Here is a 16,725-nt window from a genome sequence, read left to right as displayed (position 1 = left end):
AATCGATCAAATTTTTCCGAAACTTTAGGAATAAAGGGCGTTCTCATTAAAGTGCGACTTTAGTTTTGAAAAGAACCCTGGAAGAGTGAAAGACAGTCGGTCTATAAACTCACTTAAAGCCCGTACCCCCTCTGAATTCAGGTTAGAAGCCTCAATACTTTGAATCATTTTTTCGAAAAATTTATCTTCAGAATACTGCCCATTTAGATAATTAGCAAGATGGTAATACCAGTGAATTTTCGGGATCAGGTTTTCTTTACCCAATTCCTCTGTTTCTCGCTCTAAGAGGTTATACTTTTTGGTGAGTTTTATTACCTCTACAGGTTTTTCAGCTGTAGTTAAAAGCATGAGATAATTTGAAAAGAACCGGCTCCAGCGATGTTCAAAAACATTCTTACGGTTCTCGTAAAGGAAGTTCTTCGCAAAAGTTTCAGCAATATTGATACGCTTATTTCTTACCAACGTGCGCAGATAATGTGTGGCAAATCCAAGCTTTTGGTGATGATTAAAAGAGCTTTTAAAAAGTTTATAATTTTCTGCCAGCAAATCCAGTGCTTCCTTATTCTTATCTTTTTTCAGAAGAATTGCCACAAGATTGTTCAGATAAAAAAGTTTATCACTGTTATCCTGTTTTACCGATAAATGGGCATAATATTCGGCCTGGTCCAGGTCTTTTAGATTAGAATGCAGGATTACCCGATTCGCGTAATAATTAAAAAGTACACGCCGGGAATACATCAATCCATCCTTAAAACATTCATCTATATAATCGAATACCTCCCGCGCCTTCTCATATTCCTTATAGTTAAAATAAAGAAAGACCAGCCTTATAAATGCGTGATATTTATTGCGTCCGTCTAGCTTATTGTCATATAAATATTCCAGAAGCCTGGACTCCCAATGCTTGGTATTGATCTTTTGAGAGGTATATTGGCGGGTAAGATCTTTGGTAGCATGAAAGATCTCGTCTTTTACCTCCAAAGACCTTTGGTAATATTTCTGGTTTTGCTTCAAAAATGCTTCCGTAATCTCACAATCCTGATACCGGAATCGCACTAATAGGTAATCCTGATATTCCCGAACCAGCTCATAGAATTTCTGAAAGTAAAAGGAAGTATGATCATACACATGGATATATTCCAGCAATTCCTTTTCTTCAGCCGATGTTATGGTATCTGTCAATACCTGTTTTTCTATAAAGCTGAGATATTCCAGATGAGCATCAACATCTGCTCTTTCAAGCTTTTGCGAGATCCATTTTTTGATATAGGTATATTTACGCTTATCAATTTCTTCGTCAAATTCTTCTGAAGTAAAAAAGCGCTCGGCATTTCTACAGACTTTATTCAGGATCTCCTCTTTTTCATCATCCCTAATCCTGTTCTCCTTCTGAAGAAAGGAAGCCTCATGGGGTAAAACCCCTTCAGAAAAATCGGTGAATATTTTAAGTTTAGATTTCATTAGTTCAGAAAATCCCTGATCTCCCCGTTTACTTTTTCAGCCTTTTCAAAATTTACAAAATGTCCGGCTTCATCTATAATTTTGACTTCCAGATCCTGAAATTTCTCTTCAGAAGTTTCGATCAAACTTTCAATACTTTCTGAAGGATGAAAATATTTATTCGGAATCAGCATATCATTCTTTCCGAAGATCATTAGAACAGGAATTTCAATATTCTTGATCTCATGGATCACCGGTTCTTCCAGCATCGCATGAATATTATTCACAACGGTTTCTGCATAAGCGGGAAAATCCTCAGCAGATTTCATTTTGATCCTGTCATCTACCATAGCCTGGGCATCCTCAGGAAAAGAATGAAAATTCATCTTGTAATTCGCTAACACCTGCTCATCTGAGGCATTCACCACCATTGCAGGAGTATAAGCAGTTTTCATGACCGTAGCTTCCTGCTCTGTAAAGGTTTCAATTCCGGCAGGAGCGATAAGGATAAGTTTTTCGTAAGCTTCAGGATATTTTAAAACTGAATGCATAGCTATTTGCCCACCCAAGGAATGACCAATGAGAATAACATTTTCCAGCTCCATTTTTTCCGCCAGAGCATTTAAAATATCGGCATATTCAGCTAAACTATAATTGGTCTTACTGCGGGAAGATTGTCCGTAACCCGGCAGGTCTATAGCTATACAACGATAATCTGTAGCTAGATCTTCAAAATTCTTCTTCCAGGAATCCAGGTTACTAGATAAACCATGCACGAATAATAATGTTTTCTCACCCCTGCCATTATCGGTATAAGCGATAGATTCTGATTTTATATTTATGGTTTTCACAGGCAGATCGTAGGTTACTATTTCACTGATATTATGCTGAGCTGTTAAGCCGGTTATTACTATACTGAACAGACTAAATAATATTCCTTTTTTCATTTTGAATAAGCTTATACATTTTCTTTAATTTTTTCCGGTCAATTTTTCCAATGCCAGATTTGGGAAGGGAATCCAGAAAAACGATATGTCTCGGGATCTTATAAGATGCCAGATAATGTTTAAGCTGCTCCCGAAGTTGCTCGTTATTTAGATCCTTAATATTCCCGACCAGAAAAGCGACCCCAACTTCTCCCCAATTTTCATCATTTATACCTACGATCGCGGCTTCCTTCACAAAATTCTTTTTCAAAAGCACATTTTCTATTTCTAAAGGATAAATATTCTCTCCACCAGAAATGAACATCTGATTCTTTCTGCCAACCATATAAATGAAGCCTTCTGAATCCATTTTTACTATATCGCCAGTATGGAACCAACCATCCTTGAGCTTTTCAAGAGTGTAAGCCGAATTATTCCAATATCCGGGAGTTACAATATTTCCTCTCAGGCATAATTCTCCATGCTCATGAGCCTCTACTTCTGTTCCTTCTTCGTTTATGATCTTATAATCGACATAAAAATTAGGTTTCCCTATAGATCCCTTTTTCCATAAGGCATCATGATGGTGTAGTGAAGTAATGCATGGTCCTGCTTCGGTAAGGCCATAGCCCTGTCTTAAAAGAATACCTTTCTCTGCCCATTTATCGATCAGCGGAATGGAAAGATCCTCCCCTCCAACCACAATATATTTGAGATCTGGAGCTTTGAAGTTTTCAAAAGCCTGATGTTTTGCCATCATTCTAAGCATCGTTGGAATTGCCAGAAACAGGCTTATGGAATTATTTTGAATGTAATTCAGCACCTTTTTAGGCTTAAAGGCTTTTAAGAAATCAACTCTAGCCCCTCGATGCAACATAGGTAACAACAAAACATTCCATCCGGAAGTGTGATACGATGGCAATGCATTTAAAGTGAAATCTGCAGAAGTGATCTCCAGTTGAACCGAAGTATTCAAACTATTCCAGAATAACATTCGGTTAGTATATAAAACCCCTTTTGGTTTTCCGGTAGTTCCGGAAGTATAGAAAATAAAAACAGGTTGTTCTGGCTCGATTTCAACCGGTATAGCTTCTACTTTTAGTTTTAAAGATTCCATTATAATATCTTCAATTTCTACTTCATTGAAGAATATATTATCTTTTGTCGCCTGAACTTTCTTCTGAAAATCTTTTTCAAATATCACTAAAGCAGGTTCCGTATCCTTGATGCAATATTCAAGTTCTGAAACTGAAGCTCGATAGTTCAGCGGAACCAGGATAGCTCCCATTCTTTGAGCTGCAATAAACAATATTAAATACTCCGGGGAGTGTGCTGCCAATACTGCTATACGATCATCCTTTTCGATCGAGTACTCGTTCTTTAAGTGGCTCTCTACCTGAATTGAAAGATCATTCAGCTCTTTATAAGTATAAGCTAAACCTGAATCTACAGACGCCACCGCTTTTTTATCGGGGGTGTATACAGACCATTTTCCAATCCAATCGAAATAATTCATGCTTTCTTTCTACTGATTAAATATAGAGAATTACCAATAATAAAGGATGCCACTACCGCGATCGCGGCAGAGACTCCCGGGTTATTTACTGGCTCTTGCATATACGGAGTTATTCTTCCGTAGTAAATTATAAAATGAAGCGCTACCGCCGAAAAACTTGCGATGAACACGGCATTCTTACTGACCTTTTTAAAATATATTCCGAACAAAACCGGCACAAAAGCAGCCGCAAAATAGGCGTAAACTCCATTCTGAGCGAATATAGCAACGCTAACGTTAGGATCTATGATCTGGTCATAGCTCAAAAAGAAACTTACAATGGCCAGCAAAATGATCACGATCTTATTAAGCCCTACCTGATTGAAGTTTTCTTGCTTACTTAAAGGAGCAATGAGATCTGTAGTGATCGTAGTGGATAATGACTGGATCAAGGCTTCTAAAGTAGAAAGACCCGCAGAAATCAATCCAGCAACGATGATCACTCCTACTCCAGCAGTAAATGTCTTTACTACATAGGCTGAAACCAATTCGTCCATTTTCAGAGCAGTTCCGTCAAAGCTAAGATCAGGAAATGTAATCCTTGCGTATAACCCCACAACTACCACAAGGAAGAAAACGCTCATGCAAACTATTGCGACGGTGAGATATTGATTGATCGCCTTTTCGCTTCTAAGGAAAAGGGTTTTAGTAATAATATGAGGCTGACAAACTATAGCGATACCAATAATGATCTGGCAAACGATTATTTCAAAATAATCTCTAAATAAAAAACTATCTGGATTGGTGGTTTGGGTAAGATTTGGGTCAATTTCATTTAGAAGGTTAACAAAACCATCAAATCCATTAGAAAAATATTCTGAACCTGAAGCTAATAGTATCACGGCAACCACAAACATGATGATCGCCTGTACCGTGTTAGTATAGACCATAGAATTGGCTCCCCCAAACATGGTATATCCAAAAACAAAAGTGATTAATCCCATTAAAACGTAAAATGGTTCTAGATTCAAAGACTTGGAAATTATCTGGGTAAGACCAACACAAATCAGAACTATAAAAGTGATGAGCAATAAAGATAATATTGCAAAGAATATAGTTAGGCCTTTTGAGTCATACCTTTTCCCGATCCATTGCGCCATGGTTAAGGCCTTTACTGTGGAACCATGTTTCTGAAAGGCTTTGGTAAAAAATATGAGAGAGGCGAAAATAGCTATAGGCATCACGATCCCGAAGGAAATTATCCCTGCGAAACCATATAATGCTATAAACCCGGGATTGATTATAAAAGTTGCTGCACTTGTCATAGAAGCAGCCAGACTTAATCCAACCGTCCATGCAGGAAAGCCATTACTCCCTAAAGCAAAATCATCAATATTCTTCGTTTTTAGATTCCCCCTGATCACAAAAAAAAGAATGACCAGAGCATAAACAACTAATAAAATGGTGACGTAAAGACTCCAGGTTTCTGAGGCGAACATATATGATTAATTACAAAACGTGAATTTAGGATTCTGTATTTACGAATTAACATCATTTTAGGAAATATAAAGTACGACTTAAGAGATTTATATATTTTTATAAATATCTCCTCTTTGATAATAAGACTTTCAATAAGTGTGACTTATTAATTTACTAGGATTCAAAAGTCTTTTAATACATTTATGGCAAGGCTAAGATAGTCGGTTATGAAACGTAGAAACTTTATAAAAAATACCGGGATTGCCGGAGTTGCTTTAAGCGCTACTCCATCAATTTTCTCAAAACCCTTATTAATCGAATTGAATATGATCAACAAATATCCGGTTGCCGTCGCAACCTGGAATTTCCAGAATGCAACTAAAATGGCTGGTGCCGAACTTGCCAGAGGCGCTACTGCACTTGATGCGGTAGAAAAAGGTGTAATGGTTGAAGAAGCAAACCTTAAAAATACAACAGTTGGAAATGGCGGTGCACCAGACAGGGATGGGAATGTAACCCTGGACGCCTGTATCATGTCACCAGATGGAAATGCCGGATCTGTAGTTTACCTAAAAGAAATTGAACATCCGGTTTCGGTTGCCCGGAAAGTAATGGAAGAAACTCCACATGTTATGCTTGCTGGAGAAGGTGCGCTACAATTTGCGATTCAGCAGGGATTTAAAAGAAAAAATTTACTCACTGAAGAATCGGAAAAGGCCTGGAAAAAATGGCTGGAACATAAAGAATACAAACCTATCATAAATATTGAAAATCACGATACCATCGGGATGCTTTGTTTAGATTCAAAAGGCGATATTGCTGGAGCCTGTACCACTTCCGGACTTTCTTATAAGATCAATGGCCGGGTTGGAGATTCCCCCATTATTGGTGCCGGATTGTTTCTGGATAATGAAGTAGGCGGTGCTGTAGGTACAGGAATGGGTGAAGCTATCATGAAAAGTGTAGGAAGTTTTCTTATCGTGGAATTAATGAGACAGGGAAAATCTCCCCAGGAAGCTTGTGAAGAAGCAGTTATGAGAACTGTTAGAACAGCTGCAAACTATAAAGATTTCCAGGTAGCATATATCGCTTTGAATAAAAAAGGAGAGATAGGTTTATATTGTATCCATAAGGGATTTAGTTACGCTAAATTTTATGAGGGAGAAAGTACTGATAACCCAAGCAAATCCTATTTAGATTCATAATTATCCAGTGCTACTTTAAGCAAGAGTAATTTTATCTTCGTAGTTTTGAAATAATCTCATTTTTATATTTAAACATTTCCAATGGCCGATCAAAAACGCCTTTTTTTATTAGACGCATACGCTTTAATTTTTCGTGGTTATTACGCTTTTATCAAGAACCCAAGGATCAATTCCAAAGGTTTTAATACTTCCGCGATCATGGGTTTCACCAATTCCCTATTTGATGTAATTCGAAGAGAAAAACCGGATCATTTAGCAGTATGCTTCGATAAAGATGGTAGTAAAGAGCGTACTGAAATGTTTTCAGATTATAAGGCGAATAGAGATGAAACACCAGAACCAATCAGGGAGGCAATTCCTATTATCCAGGATATTCTGAAAGCGATGCATATTCCGGTTGTGGAATGTGCGGGTATGGAAGCCGATGACATCATTGGAACCTTAGCAAAGCAGGCTGAAAAGGAGAATTACAAAGTTTATATGGTTACTCCAGATAAAGATTTTGCCCAGCTGGTTTCTGAAAATATTTTCATGTATCGCCCGGCGAGAATGGGCAACGGAATCGAAATCTGGGGAATTCCTGAAGTTCAGAAAAAATTCGAAGTAGAAAGACCCGAACAGGTGATCGACTTTCTGGGAATGATGGGAGATTCTGTAGATAATATACCTGGACTCCCGGGAGTAGGAGAAAAAACAGCTAAAAAATTCATTAAAAAATATGGCAGCATGGAAGGTCTTCTGGCTAATACAGAGGACCTAAAAGGCAAAATGAAAGAGAAGGTGATCGAGAATGCAGAGTTAGGAAGGCTTTCTAAAAAACTCGCCACTATTTTTATAGACTGTGATGTAAAGTTTCATGCGGAAGATTATGAACTTTCAAGGCCTGACGGAGATAAGGTTCAGGCGATTTTTGAAGATCTCGAATTTAGAAGACTAAAAGATCAATTTATAAAATTATTTAGTGGAGAAGAGGAAGCTCAACCAACACAGGTTTCAAATTCTCCTTCTGCCAGGAGTAATGCCCAGGCAACTGCCGGAGCCGGTCAATTCTCATTATTTGGAGGTGACAGCGAAGAGATCGAAAGGACCTCTTCCCGAACGAATCTTACAGACACACCTCACTTCTATCAGTCATTAAGCACTGAAATGGCCAGGAACCTTTTTGCAGAAAAGCTTCTTAAACAAAAAAGTGTATGTTTTGATACTGAAACGACAAGCCTGAATACACTGGAGGCGGAATTGGTTGGAATTGCTTTTTCCTGGGAAGCTGGCAAAGGTTTTTATATACCATTCCCGGAAGACAGGGAGGAAGCTCAAAAAATCATAGAAGAATTAAGAGAATTCTTCGAAAATGATACGATTGAAAAAATAGGTCAGAACCTTAAATATGATATTGAAGTTCTGGATAAATATAGGATAAAGGTAAAAGGACCGTTATTCGATACTATGATCGCGCATTACCTTATTAACCCCGATATGCGCCATAATATGGATGTACTATCTGAAACTTACCTGAACTATACCCCTCAGCCAATTTCAGAATTGATCGGTAAAAAAGGTAAAAATCAGGGGAGCATGAGAGATGTCCCTCTTGAAAAGCTAACCGAATATGCTGCAGAAGATGCGGATATCACTTTTCAGCTTAAGAATTTATTTGAAAAGGAACTGGACGAGGCTGAAACGAGGAAACTATTCAATGAAATTGAAATTCCACTGGTTAGAGTCCTTGCAGATATGGAACTGGAAGGGATCAATCTCGATGAAGAATACTTAAAGTCTTTATCTGCTGCTTTAGCTTCAGACATAAAAGACCTGGAAGCGAAAATATATGAAGCTGCGGGGGAAGAATTTCTAATAAGTTCTCCAAAGCAATTAGGGATCATTTTGTTTGAAAAAATGGAATTATCCAAGAAACCTAAGAAAACCAAAACAGGACAATATTCAACCAGCGAAGATGTACTTTCAGTCCTGGCAGATGAGCACGATATAGTTCGTCACGTGCTTGATTATCGCGGATTGGTAAAACTTCAGAATACTTATGTTGATGCATTGCCTAACCAGGTAGAAAAAACTACGGGTAGAGTTCATACAGATTACGTACAAACCACCGCTGCGACGGGAAGACTAAGCTCGAATAATCCTAATCTTCAGAATATTCCTATTAGAACAGAACGAGGACGACAGGTTAGAAAAGCTTTTGTTCCAAGAGATGAGAATTACGTCTTACTCGCTGCCGATTATTCGCAGATAGAACTTAGGATCATTGCGGCACTAAGTAATGAGGAAAATATGATCAAGGCTTTCCAGAATGGTGAAGATATCCATGCTTCTACCGCGGCGAAAGTTTTCAATGTGCCTTTAGAAGAAGTGACCCGTGAGCAGAGAAGCAACGCGAAAACGGTAAATTTCGGGATCATATATGGAGTTTCTGCTTTCGGATTAAGCAACCAGACTTCACTTTCCAGAAGTGAATCAAAAGAACTGATCGATACTTATTACAAGACTTATCCCAAACTGAGCAATTTCATTGCAGACCAGGTGGAATTCGCCAGGGAACATGGTTATGTTTCAACAGTTTTAGGCAGAAGAAGATATTTAAAAGATATCAATTCCCGAAATCAGGTAGTTCGCGGTGCCGCAGAACGTAATGCTGTAAATGCACCTATCCAGGGAAGTGCTGCAGACATCATTAAGCTTGCAATGATCAACATTCATAAAAAATTGAAGGACGAAAATTACAAGACCAAAATGTTGCTTCAGGTACATGATGAATTGGTTTTCGACGCCCATAAAGATGAATTGGAAAAGGTCCAGGAAATGATAAAATCTGAAATGGAAAGTGCATATAAACTGGAAGTTCCTCTAGATGTAGATCTTGGAATTGGTGAAAACTGGCTGGAAGCCCATTAATTTGACACTATGAAAAAGGGAATTTTCGTCACACTTATAATTGGTCTACTCGCGGCTTGTGAAGATCAAAAATCCATCAGTTCCTATGACCCGATTGACTGGGAAACCAGGGGTGTAGAAAGTTCTGTGACAGATTCCCTGGAGAAGGGCAGATCCTATCTTTCTGTCTATTCAGCAATCTACAGCCAGACCGAGCATAGAACGCACAATCTTACTACTACCGTGAGCATGAGGAATATCAATGCAGATGATACTATCTATATTGACAAGGCTGAATATTTCAATACTAAAGGAAAGGCGATACGCACCTATTTTGATCACCCAATTTATATCGCTCCTATGGAAACTGTAGAAATCGTGGTTGATGAAACCGATGTTGAAGGAGGAACCGGAGCCAATTTTATTTTTGAATGGTCGGTTAAAGACTCTATTGCTGAACCATTATTTGAGGGCGTGATGATCTCCACTTCGGGACAACAAGGTTTGTCTTTTACCAGTAAAGGAGTCCGCATTGAGTAAGACGAACTCCCTTATATCACTACAATATAAATCTATAAGTCGCCTTTATTAAAAAGGTGTTCTGAGGTTTCTGCCTGAATAACTGGGTATCTACAATTCCGCTAAAGCTATCGCTCACATCCCCAGCTCCATTAACCCCCTGAGACCACACAAAGAAAATTTCAGATCCGGGAATGTATTCCCAACGGGCTACCAGATTCGAACGAAATTGCACATGGACAAAATCTGGATTTCCTAAAGAATAATCCATTATACCATTTTGATTTTCATCTATTAAATAAGAATCGTTTTCGAAGCTAATCTGCTCATCATCATAATAGGTTATTCGCGTATTCAGATCTTTTGCCACAGGATCGTTCACATAATTCAGATTTGAATAATCGGCTTTAAAAATAAATGGTTGGCCGTAATATTGAATAGATAAATTCGGGTTTATACTATAGTTCACTCTTAGTGTGGCACTCAAACTTTCTGCATCGATCTCTCCAAGAATATATCGTGTATTATCACTGAAAGTTCGTTCAGTTATATATTGAGTTTTACTAGGATTTTGCTCATATTCTAAGTCTAAAGAAAGATTTAAGGAATTTAAGGGTTGATATTTTGCTCCAACTACATATCTCCTTAGACCAAAAGCATCCTGTTTTGCCTGGGAATGTACATAACCTGCCTTGAAGCTCAATTTTTTACGTTGATCTGTTCCGGAAAACAAATACCAGAAATTTTCTTCATTATATCTCCATCTTGGCCCACCCCGTAAAAATGAATTTACAAAAATCCTCGGTTTATGTGCGGCTCCTGCTTCACTCCACCAGTTATTCTTATAATTTATAAACCCACCAATTTCATATTGTATCCTGTTATAATTCCCTTCAAAATCAAATGCACTTGTTTGTTCAACACCAATATTTGCTCTTCTAAACCAACTAGTTGATTCATTAAAAAGTCTTCTAATTCCTATATATTGTCGAATATCATCTGCCTGACGTAAAAATCCGATATCATTTGTTTCCAGTTCTGGCGAGATCCATTTTCCGCCGGCGTTATATCGCCATTTACCACCTCCTCCTTTTCCTATCTCAAATCTACCTCCGGTACCGGTAAGCGAAGTTCTGTTTGGATCTACTTCTACATGCTTTGCGCCTTCCCTTTGGAATAAATGAACTATAGATTGCTGGGTATTTAGAATAGCCTCCTTACTACCACGCACATGACTCAATACTGCATTTCCTTCTATATAATAATTTCTGTCTTTCCAATTATGCTTAAAGTCGAGCCCTCCCGAAAATGCTTGAGTATGAAGAAATGAAAGCTCATCTTCAATATTCCTATGCGTTGCTGTAAACATCGTTCCTACATAGCTATTCCTCTCATTGAAATCCTTTTGAACTCTTCCCACAAAATAATTCGTTAGTGGCTCTACTATCGCTTCAGATTCTCCTCCTTCTTCTGAAATGACCTGAGCATACTCCTTACCGGTAACAGATTCCAGCACCCCGATGGTCCAGCCATCTTCGGTTTTACCGCTGAACTTTGCTGCGCCCAGAATTGTCGTATTGTTCGGTTGATCAACATAAGCCACACCAGAACCTGCATAAATCTGTCTTTGCGGAGCCCTTCCAATCCTTCTGGAAAAGAAGAGATTATCCTGAGAATTTGTAAAACTGTAATCGAAGACATTCTTATTTTCTACAAAAAAGGGTCTTCTTTCCTGAAAAAATATCTCAAATCCATCCAGCGCCACTGCTCCAGGATCGGCATCCACCTGGCCGAAATCAGGATTTATAGTTAGGTCTAAAGTAAGATCGTTTGTAATGCCAATTTTCGCATCCAGTCCAGCAGTTAACTCTGCTTCTTTCCCATCTCGAAAAGGATTTCCCGCCTCTCCCTCATAAGTTTTGTATTTAGAGACAGAATACGGCTGGATTTCTAATTGCTTTTGAGGTTTCAGGTCTTTTAGTCCATGAAGCTCCCCAAAAGAGCTTACCCAACCTGCAGGATTTGCCGGAATAGGTTGCCAGGTAGATCGTTCCTCTTTACTGAAGTATCTCCTGGTAGACTGAATACCCCAAACCTGGTCTTTCCCACTACTAAAACGCAGCTGGCTTAATGGAATTCGAAGCTCAGCCGTCCAGCCTTCTTCGTCAATATTCGTTTTCACGTACCAGATGGGATTCCAGCTACTATCCCAATTATTCCCATTGTTAGATACAAATTCATCCCCTTTAACACCACTTACCGATGTTGTAAATGAAAATGCAGTACGATCGTCATTATAACTATCAATATTAAGTTCGATCCAGTCCCCAGGAAAATCATCTCTCCTGCCCATTCTCTGAACAATATTTTCAGGATCGGGTTCATAGCAACGAAACGCTACATAAAGATTCTTATCGTCGTAAACAATCTTCATTTTAGTCTGTTGGCTTGGAGGAGTGCTATTATCCGGTTCCCATTCGATGAAATCTGAAGTCCACTCTACCGTATTCCAGGCAGCATCTTCAATATTTCCGTCAATTTTAATAGGCTTCTGGTCTTTAACCGAAATAGTATTATAGGTTCTCTTGGCAAAACTGACATCTAATTCTGGTTTTGCCTTTGCTGAAGATTGAGAATGTAGCTGGTTTATGGAAATCGAAATAAAACATAATAGCACAATTGATTTGATGAATTTCATTATAATTGACTGATGGTTCTATTAAAAGACGAGAAAGTTTTTACAGTGTTACGCTTTATTGATAAAAAAACCTCACAAACTAACGCTTGTGAGGTTTTCTAACTAACACTAAAACTACAATTAGAAAAGGTACACTATACTTTAGTATACTCTACTTCTAAAATTCTTATTGGTGAAGCCTGTGTATTCCCAGGATCATTCACATATTGACTAGATTCAATTTTCGTTACATCTAATGAAAACTTATTAGTTTCCAGATTAATGAGCTTTTTGTGGGTAAAAGTTGTATTGTTTATTTCTACGTTTAGAATTAAACTATCATTGCTCACTTCCCAATCACCAGCATCCACTCTATCTGTCAAACAGGAAAATTCATCATTGGTAGAACCAGACTCAAAAGTCATTTGGGCATTATTAGATATAAACGTGCCATCTTCATCAAATGTTATACTCATTGTGTTAAAACAGCTGGTTTCATCCAAAAGATTTCTGCTATACACTTCATCATCATTTAAATTGATAGCAGTATCTGCCATCATACCAGAAAGTTCCCAGTAACCAATCATATCATTCTTACTAACTGCAGTTGCATTACTTACTTTAAGGTGAGTGTCCACAGACACTTCTTCTTTACTACAGCTGGCCATTAGAAGAATCAGCAGGCTCAAACTAACGAAAGTATTCCATTTAAACAAGTTAATCGTTTTCATAGGGCATATATATTTAGGGTACAAAATTAAAATACGAGCTTCTGTTTTTAGGACTTTATTAACATTTATATTGTCGTTAATCGGTTTTTAACGTTTCTTACCGAATTGTAAAACGCAGAAAAACTTTCATTATTACTCTTACCTCCTATTAGATTATTTATATAGTTATAATATTTTCATCAAAAATTTTTACAGTTTAGATTTGACTGAAAATCAAGCCCTTCAAAGCAAATAAAATAATCTTTTCGGTATTTGCTATATAGATTTATAATTGTACATTTGCACCCCTGTTTTCCCGATTGAGATTCGGGTAGATGGGATTGGAATGTTTAATAATTAGTAAAATCAATTGGTGTGGACACATTAAGTTACAAAACAGTATCGGCTAACAAAGCCACCAGAACCAAAGAATGGGTTGTGGTAGATGCTGACGGACAAAATTTAGGTCGTCTTGCTTCAAGAGTAGCATACCTACTTAGAGGAAAGCACAAGCCTAATTTCACCCCACATGTTGATTGCGGAGACAATGTTATTGTATTGAATGCGCAGGGAATCAACTTAACTGGAAAAAAATGGGACTCTAAAGAGTACATCCGTCACACGGGTTATCCAGGTGGTCAAAGAAGTCTGACAGCTTCAGAACTTTTCGAGAAAAATCCAGAGAGACTAGTCGAAAAGTCAATTAAAGGGATGCTTCCTAAGAACAAACTTGGAGCAGAACTATTCAGAAATTTAAAGGTTTATGTAGGATCTGAACATGATCACGAAGCTCAAAAACCTAAAACTATTAACTTAAACGACGTTAAGTAATGGAGGTAATTCACAAAATTGGCCGTAGAAAAACAGCTGTGGCCCGTGTATATGTTTCAGAAGGAAAAGGAAACATTACCGTAAACAAGAAAGACCTTAAAGATTACTTCACAACTGGAACACTTTTATATAAAGTAAACCAGCCGTTGATGCTAACCGAAAACGAAGGAAACTTCGACGTTAAAATTAACGTATACGGTGGTGGTATCACTGGACAAGCTGAAGCGATCCGTCTTGCATTATCAAGAGCTATGATGGCGCTAGACGAAGAAAACCATGGCGTACTTAAGCCAGAAGGTCTTCTTACAAGAGATCCACGTATGGTAGAACGTAAGAAATTCGGTCAGAAGAAAGCCCGTAAGAAATTCCAGTTCTCTAAACGTTAATATTATTACCGGAATATTTTCCGGGGAGTTCATAAAAAAATTAATTTTTTGTTGTTATTCTGTTCATGCCGGGCAGAAGTTAGTTTAGCATCTAAACGGTCAGGGCCGTACTTATTAAGTAGCCACCTGGTTGTTGCTATCTCAACAGAACGTAAACTATTACAAAAATGGCAAACAAAGTAGAAGTAAAAGAATTACTTGATGCTGGTGTTCATTTTGGACACTTAACAAGACGCTGGAACCCGAACATGGCCCCATATATCTATATGGAGCGTAACGGAATCCACATCATCAACTTATATAAAAGTGCTGCTAAAATGCAGGAAGCAGGTGATGCTCTTGCAAAGATCGCAGCAAGCGGAAGAAAGATCCTTTTCGTAGCTACAAAGAAACAAGCGAAAGAGATCGTTGCTGAACAAGCTGAAAAGGCTAACATGCCTTATATCACAGAGCGTTGGCCTGGTGGTATGCTTACAAACTTCGTTACTATTCGTAAAGCTGTTAAGAAAATGGCTTCTATTGATAGAATGAAGAAAGACGGAACTTTTAACTCTCTTTCTAAGAAAGAACGTTTACAGGTAGATCGTCTTAGAGCTAAGCTAGAAAAGAACTTAGGTTCTATCTCAGACATGTCAAGACTTCCAGCTGCGCTTTTCGTTGTAGATACTACACGTGAGCACATTGCGATCAAAGAAGCACAAAAACTAAACATTCCAATTTTTGCGATGGTAGATACAAACTCCGATCCACGTGAGGTTGATTATCTAATTCCATCTAACGACGATGCTTCTAAATCTATTAGCAAAGTTGTTTCTTACGTTGCAGATTCTATCGTAGAAGGTCTTTCAGAAAGAAAATCTGATAAACCTGCTAAGAAGAAAGAAGAAAAAGCTTCGAAAGAAGAGAAGTCAGATAAAGCTCCAAAAGCAACAAAGGAGAAAGCTGAAGTTCCTTCTAAAGATGCCGAAGACAAAAAGGCAATGAAAGAAGCTAAGAAAGATGTAAAGCTAGAATCTAAAAGTGAAACTTTAGACAAAGCAAAATCATCTAACGAAGAAGAATAAAAATAACGTTTTCATAAAATCTAAAAGTCGTTTAGTTTCTTTCTTTACAGTGAGTTTCTAAACGACTTTTTTCAATAAAAAACAATATTATGGCTAAGATAACCGCCGCTGAAGTAAATAAATTAAGAAAAGCTACTGGTGCAGGAATGATGGACTGCAAGAAAGCATTAGTTGAAGCTGAAGGTGATTTTGACGCTGCAATCGAATTGCTTCGTAAGAAAGGTCAGAAAGTTGCTGCAAAGAGAGCCGACAGAGATTCTTCTGAAGGTGCTGCAATTGCACAGGTAAATAAAGATAACTCTAGAGGAGTTATTATTTCTCTTAACTGTGAGACTGACTTTGTTGCGAAAAATGATGATTTCATCAAAATGGCTAATGATTTCGCTGAAATCGCACTTAACTATTCTTCTAAAGAAGATTTCTTAAAAGCAGATTACAAAGGGATCACTGTTGAAGACAAACTTACTGAGCAAACAGGTGTTATCGGTGAAAAGATCGAGATAGGTGCTTTCAAAACTCTGGAAGCTCCATTCGTAGGATCTTACATCCACGCTGGAAACAAGATCGCTGTTCTTACAGGCCTTTCTAAGAATGTTGACGGAGCTGACGAAGCTGCGAAAAACGTTTCTATGCAGGCTGCTGCAATGAACCCGGTTGCACTTAATGAAGATGGTGTTGACCAGGCTACGATAGACAAAGAGATCGAGATCGCTAAAGATACTTTGAGAGAAGAAGGAAAGCCAGAAAACATGTTAGACAAGATCGCTCAGGGAAAACTTCAGCGTTTCTTCAAAGACAACACTTTGGTACACCAGGCATACATTAAAGACAACAAGCAAAGCGTTGCACAGTACGTTAAGTCTGTAGACAACGATCTTGAAGTTGTTGCCTTTGAAAGAGTAGCTTTAGGATAATCACTATTGAATATATTTAAAAGAGGTTTTATTCACTTAAAACCTCTTTTTTTATACTCACATTTTTGTATCGTCAAGCTGAACTAGATTCAGCTTCTCATGAGATCCTGAAGCAAGTTCAGGATGACGAGCTAAGTCATTTCGATGAAGCAAAGCGACTGAGAAACCTCATTTTTAATATTCAGCTAAT

13 protein-coding genes are annotated in these 16,725 nt (G+C 38.0%); 7 read left to right on the top strand and 6 right to left on the bottom strand.

Annotated elements, in window-relative coordinates; genetic code table 11:
- Nucleotides 1-24: 24 nt before the first annotated feature.
- From G530_RS0104510 to G530_RS0104495, 4 genes are read right to left on the bottom strand one after another with little or no spacing between them, the layout of a single operon-like run.
- Nucleotides 25-1,461, bottom strand: a complete 1,437-nt coding sequence (locus G530_RS0104510) for a hypothetical protein (protein ID WP_026933398.1) — start codon at nt 1,459-1,461, stop codon at nt 25-27.
- Complete coding sequence (locus G530_RS0104505; protein WP_051199679.1) at nt 1,461-2,387, bottom strand: alpha/beta fold hydrolase; 927 nt, start codon at nt 2,385-2,387, stop codon at nt 1,461-1,463. Before G530_RS0104505 ends, G530_RS0104510 begins: the two co-directional genes overlap by 1 nt.
- On the bottom strand, nt 2,365-3,882 hold the full coding sequence (locus tag G530_RS0104500; RefSeq protein WP_026933396.1) for a class I adenylate-forming enzyme family protein: 1,518 nt from the start codon (nt 3,880-3,882) through the stop codon (nt 2,365-2,367). The genes G530_RS0104505 and G530_RS0104500 overlap by 23 nt, the downstream gene beginning before the upstream one ends.
- The gene (locus G530_RS0104495; RefSeq protein ID WP_026933395.1) at nt 3,879-5,360 is read right to left on the bottom strand and encodes a sodium:solute symporter family transporter; all 1,482 of its coding nucleotides are present in this window, start codon (nt 5,358-5,360) and stop codon (nt 3,879-3,881) included. Before G530_RS0104495 ends, G530_RS0104500 begins: the two co-directional genes overlap by 4 nt.
- Nucleotides 5,361-5,567: 207 nt before the next feature.
- On the opposite strand from G530_RS0104495, the gene G530_RS0104490 reads away from it, so the two are divergent.
- The 3 genes from G530_RS0104490 to G530_RS0104480 all read left to right on the top strand — a co-directional run bounded on the left by G530_RS0104490 (nt 5,568) and on the right by G530_RS0104480 (nt 9,974).
- Complete coding sequence (locus tag G530_RS0104490) at nt 5,568-6,545, top strand: isoaspartyl peptidase/L-asparaginase family protein (protein ID WP_026933394.1); 978 nt, start codon at nt 5,568-5,570, stop codon at nt 6,543-6,545.
- 81 nt (nt 6,546-6,626) lie between these two features.
- Nucleotides 6,627-9,455, top strand: coding sequence for a DNA polymerase I (polA, locus tag G530_RS0104485; RefSeq protein ID WP_026933393.1), 2,829 nt, complete (start codon nt 6,627-6,629; stop codon nt 9,453-9,455).
- A gap of 9 nt (nt 9,456-9,464) precedes the next feature.
- Entirely contained in the window at nt 9,465-9,974 is a 510-nt protein-coding gene (locus tag G530_RS0104480; RefSeq protein ID WP_026933392.1) for a DUF3124 domain-containing protein, read from the top strand.
- A 19-nt stretch (nt 9,975-9,993) separates the two neighbouring features.
- Here the strand turns inward: G530_RS0104480 and G530_RS0104475 are convergent, their stop codons facing one another.
- Both G530_RS0104475 and G530_RS0104470 read right to left on the bottom strand, forming a co-directional pair.
- Nucleotides 9,994-12,651, bottom strand: coding sequence for a DUF5916 domain-containing protein (locus G530_RS0104475; RefSeq protein WP_035715773.1), 2,658 nt, complete (start codon nt 12,649-12,651; stop codon nt 9,994-9,996).
- 134 nt (nt 12,652-12,785) lie between these two features.
- Nucleotides 12,786-13,361: a DUF5004 domain-containing protein gene (locus G530_RS0104470; RefSeq protein ID WP_026933390.1), complete on the bottom strand. Its 576-nt coding sequence runs from the start codon at nt 13,359-13,361 to the stop codon at nt 12,786-12,788.
- A 354-nt stretch (nt 13,362-13,715) separates the two neighbouring features.
- Between G530_RS0104470 and rplM the strand changes: the two genes are divergently transcribed.
- The 4 genes from rplM to tsf all read left to right on the top strand — a co-directional run bounded on the left by rplM (nt 13,716) and on the right by tsf (nt 16,535).
- Nucleotides 13,716-14,171 (top strand): 50S ribosomal protein L13, encoded by a 456-nt coding sequence (rplM, locus tag G530_RS0104465; protein WP_026933389.1) that lies wholly within the window; start codon nt 13,716-13,718, stop codon nt 14,169-14,171.
- Nucleotides 14,171-14,557 (top strand): 30S ribosomal protein S9, encoded by a 387-nt coding sequence (gene rpsI, locus G530_RS0104460; protein WP_026933388.1) that lies wholly within the window; start codon nt 14,171-14,173, stop codon nt 14,555-14,557. The genes rplM and rpsI overlap by 1 nt, the downstream gene beginning before the upstream one ends.
- A 167-nt stretch (nt 14,558-14,724) precedes the next feature.
- Complete coding sequence (rpsB, locus tag G530_RS0104455) at nt 14,725-15,621, top strand: 30S ribosomal protein S2 (RefSeq protein ID WP_026933387.1); 897 nt, start codon at nt 14,725-14,727, stop codon at nt 15,619-15,621.
- A gap of 89 nt (nt 15,622-15,710) precedes the next feature.
- Nucleotides 15,711-16,535, top strand: coding sequence for a translation elongation factor Ts (tsf, locus tag G530_RS0104450; protein WP_026933386.1), 825 nt, complete (start codon nt 15,711-15,713; stop codon nt 16,533-16,535).
- Nucleotides 16,536-16,725: the final 190 nt, after the last annotated feature.

Origin of the sequence: Christiangramia echinicola DSM 19838, from assembly GCF_000423065.1 — a bacterium.
Lineage (GTDB): Bacteria > Bacteroidota > Bacteroidia > Flavobacteriales > Flavobacteriaceae > Christiangramia > Christiangramia echinicola.
Note: the sequence above shows the minus strand (reverse complement) of the source record. Positions and strands in the feature narration are given on the sequence as shown.

What these genes read in the sequence shown, in the direction of transcription:
- G530_RS0104510 (WP_026933398.1), bottom strand. Translation starts at nt 1,461, where the DNA reads ATGAAATCTAAACTTAAAATATTCACCGATTTTTCTGAAGGGGTTTTA.
- G530_RS0104505 (WP_051199679.1), bottom strand. Translation starts at nt 2,387, where the DNA reads ATGAAAAAAGGAATATTATTTAGTCTGTTCAGTATAGTAATAACCGGC.
- G530_RS0104500 (WP_026933396.1), bottom strand. Translation starts at nt 3,882, where the DNA reads ATGAATTATTTCGATTGGATTGGAAAATGGTCTGTATACACCCCCGAT.
- G530_RS0104495 (WP_026933395.1), bottom strand. Translation starts at nt 5,360, where the DNA reads ATGTTCGCCTCAGAAACCTGGAGTCTTTACGTCACCATTTTATTAGTT.
- G530_RS0104490 (WP_026933394.1), top strand. Translation starts at nt 5,568, where the DNA reads ATGAAACGTAGAAACTTTATAAAAAATACCGGGATTGCCGGAGTTGCT.
- polA (WP_026933393.1), top strand. Translation starts at nt 6,627, where the DNA reads ATGGCCGATCAAAAACGCCTTTTTTTATTAGACGCATACGCTTTAATT.
- G530_RS0104480 (WP_026933392.1), top strand. Translation starts at nt 9,465, where the DNA reads ATGAAAAAGGGAATTTTCGTCACACTTATAATTGGTCTACTCGCGGCT.
- G530_RS0104475 (WP_035715773.1), bottom strand. Translation starts at nt 12,651, where the DNA reads ATGAAATTCATCAAATCAATTGTGCTATTATGTTTTATTTCGATTTCC.
- G530_RS0104470 (WP_026933390.1), bottom strand. Translation starts at nt 13,361, where the DNA reads ATGAAAACGATTAACTTGTTTAAATGGAATACTTTCGTTAGTTTGAGC.
- rpsI (WP_026933388.1), top strand. Translation starts at nt 14,171, where the DNA reads ATGGAGGTAATTCACAAAATTGGCCGTAGAAAAACAGCTGTGGCCCGT.
- rpsB (WP_026933387.1), top strand. Translation starts at nt 14,725, where the DNA reads ATGGCAAACAAAGTAGAAGTAAAAGAATTACTTGATGCTGGTGTTCAT.
- tsf (WP_026933386.1), top strand. Translation starts at nt 15,711, where the DNA reads ATGGCTAAGATAACCGCCGCTGAAGTAAATAAATTAAGAAAAGCTACT.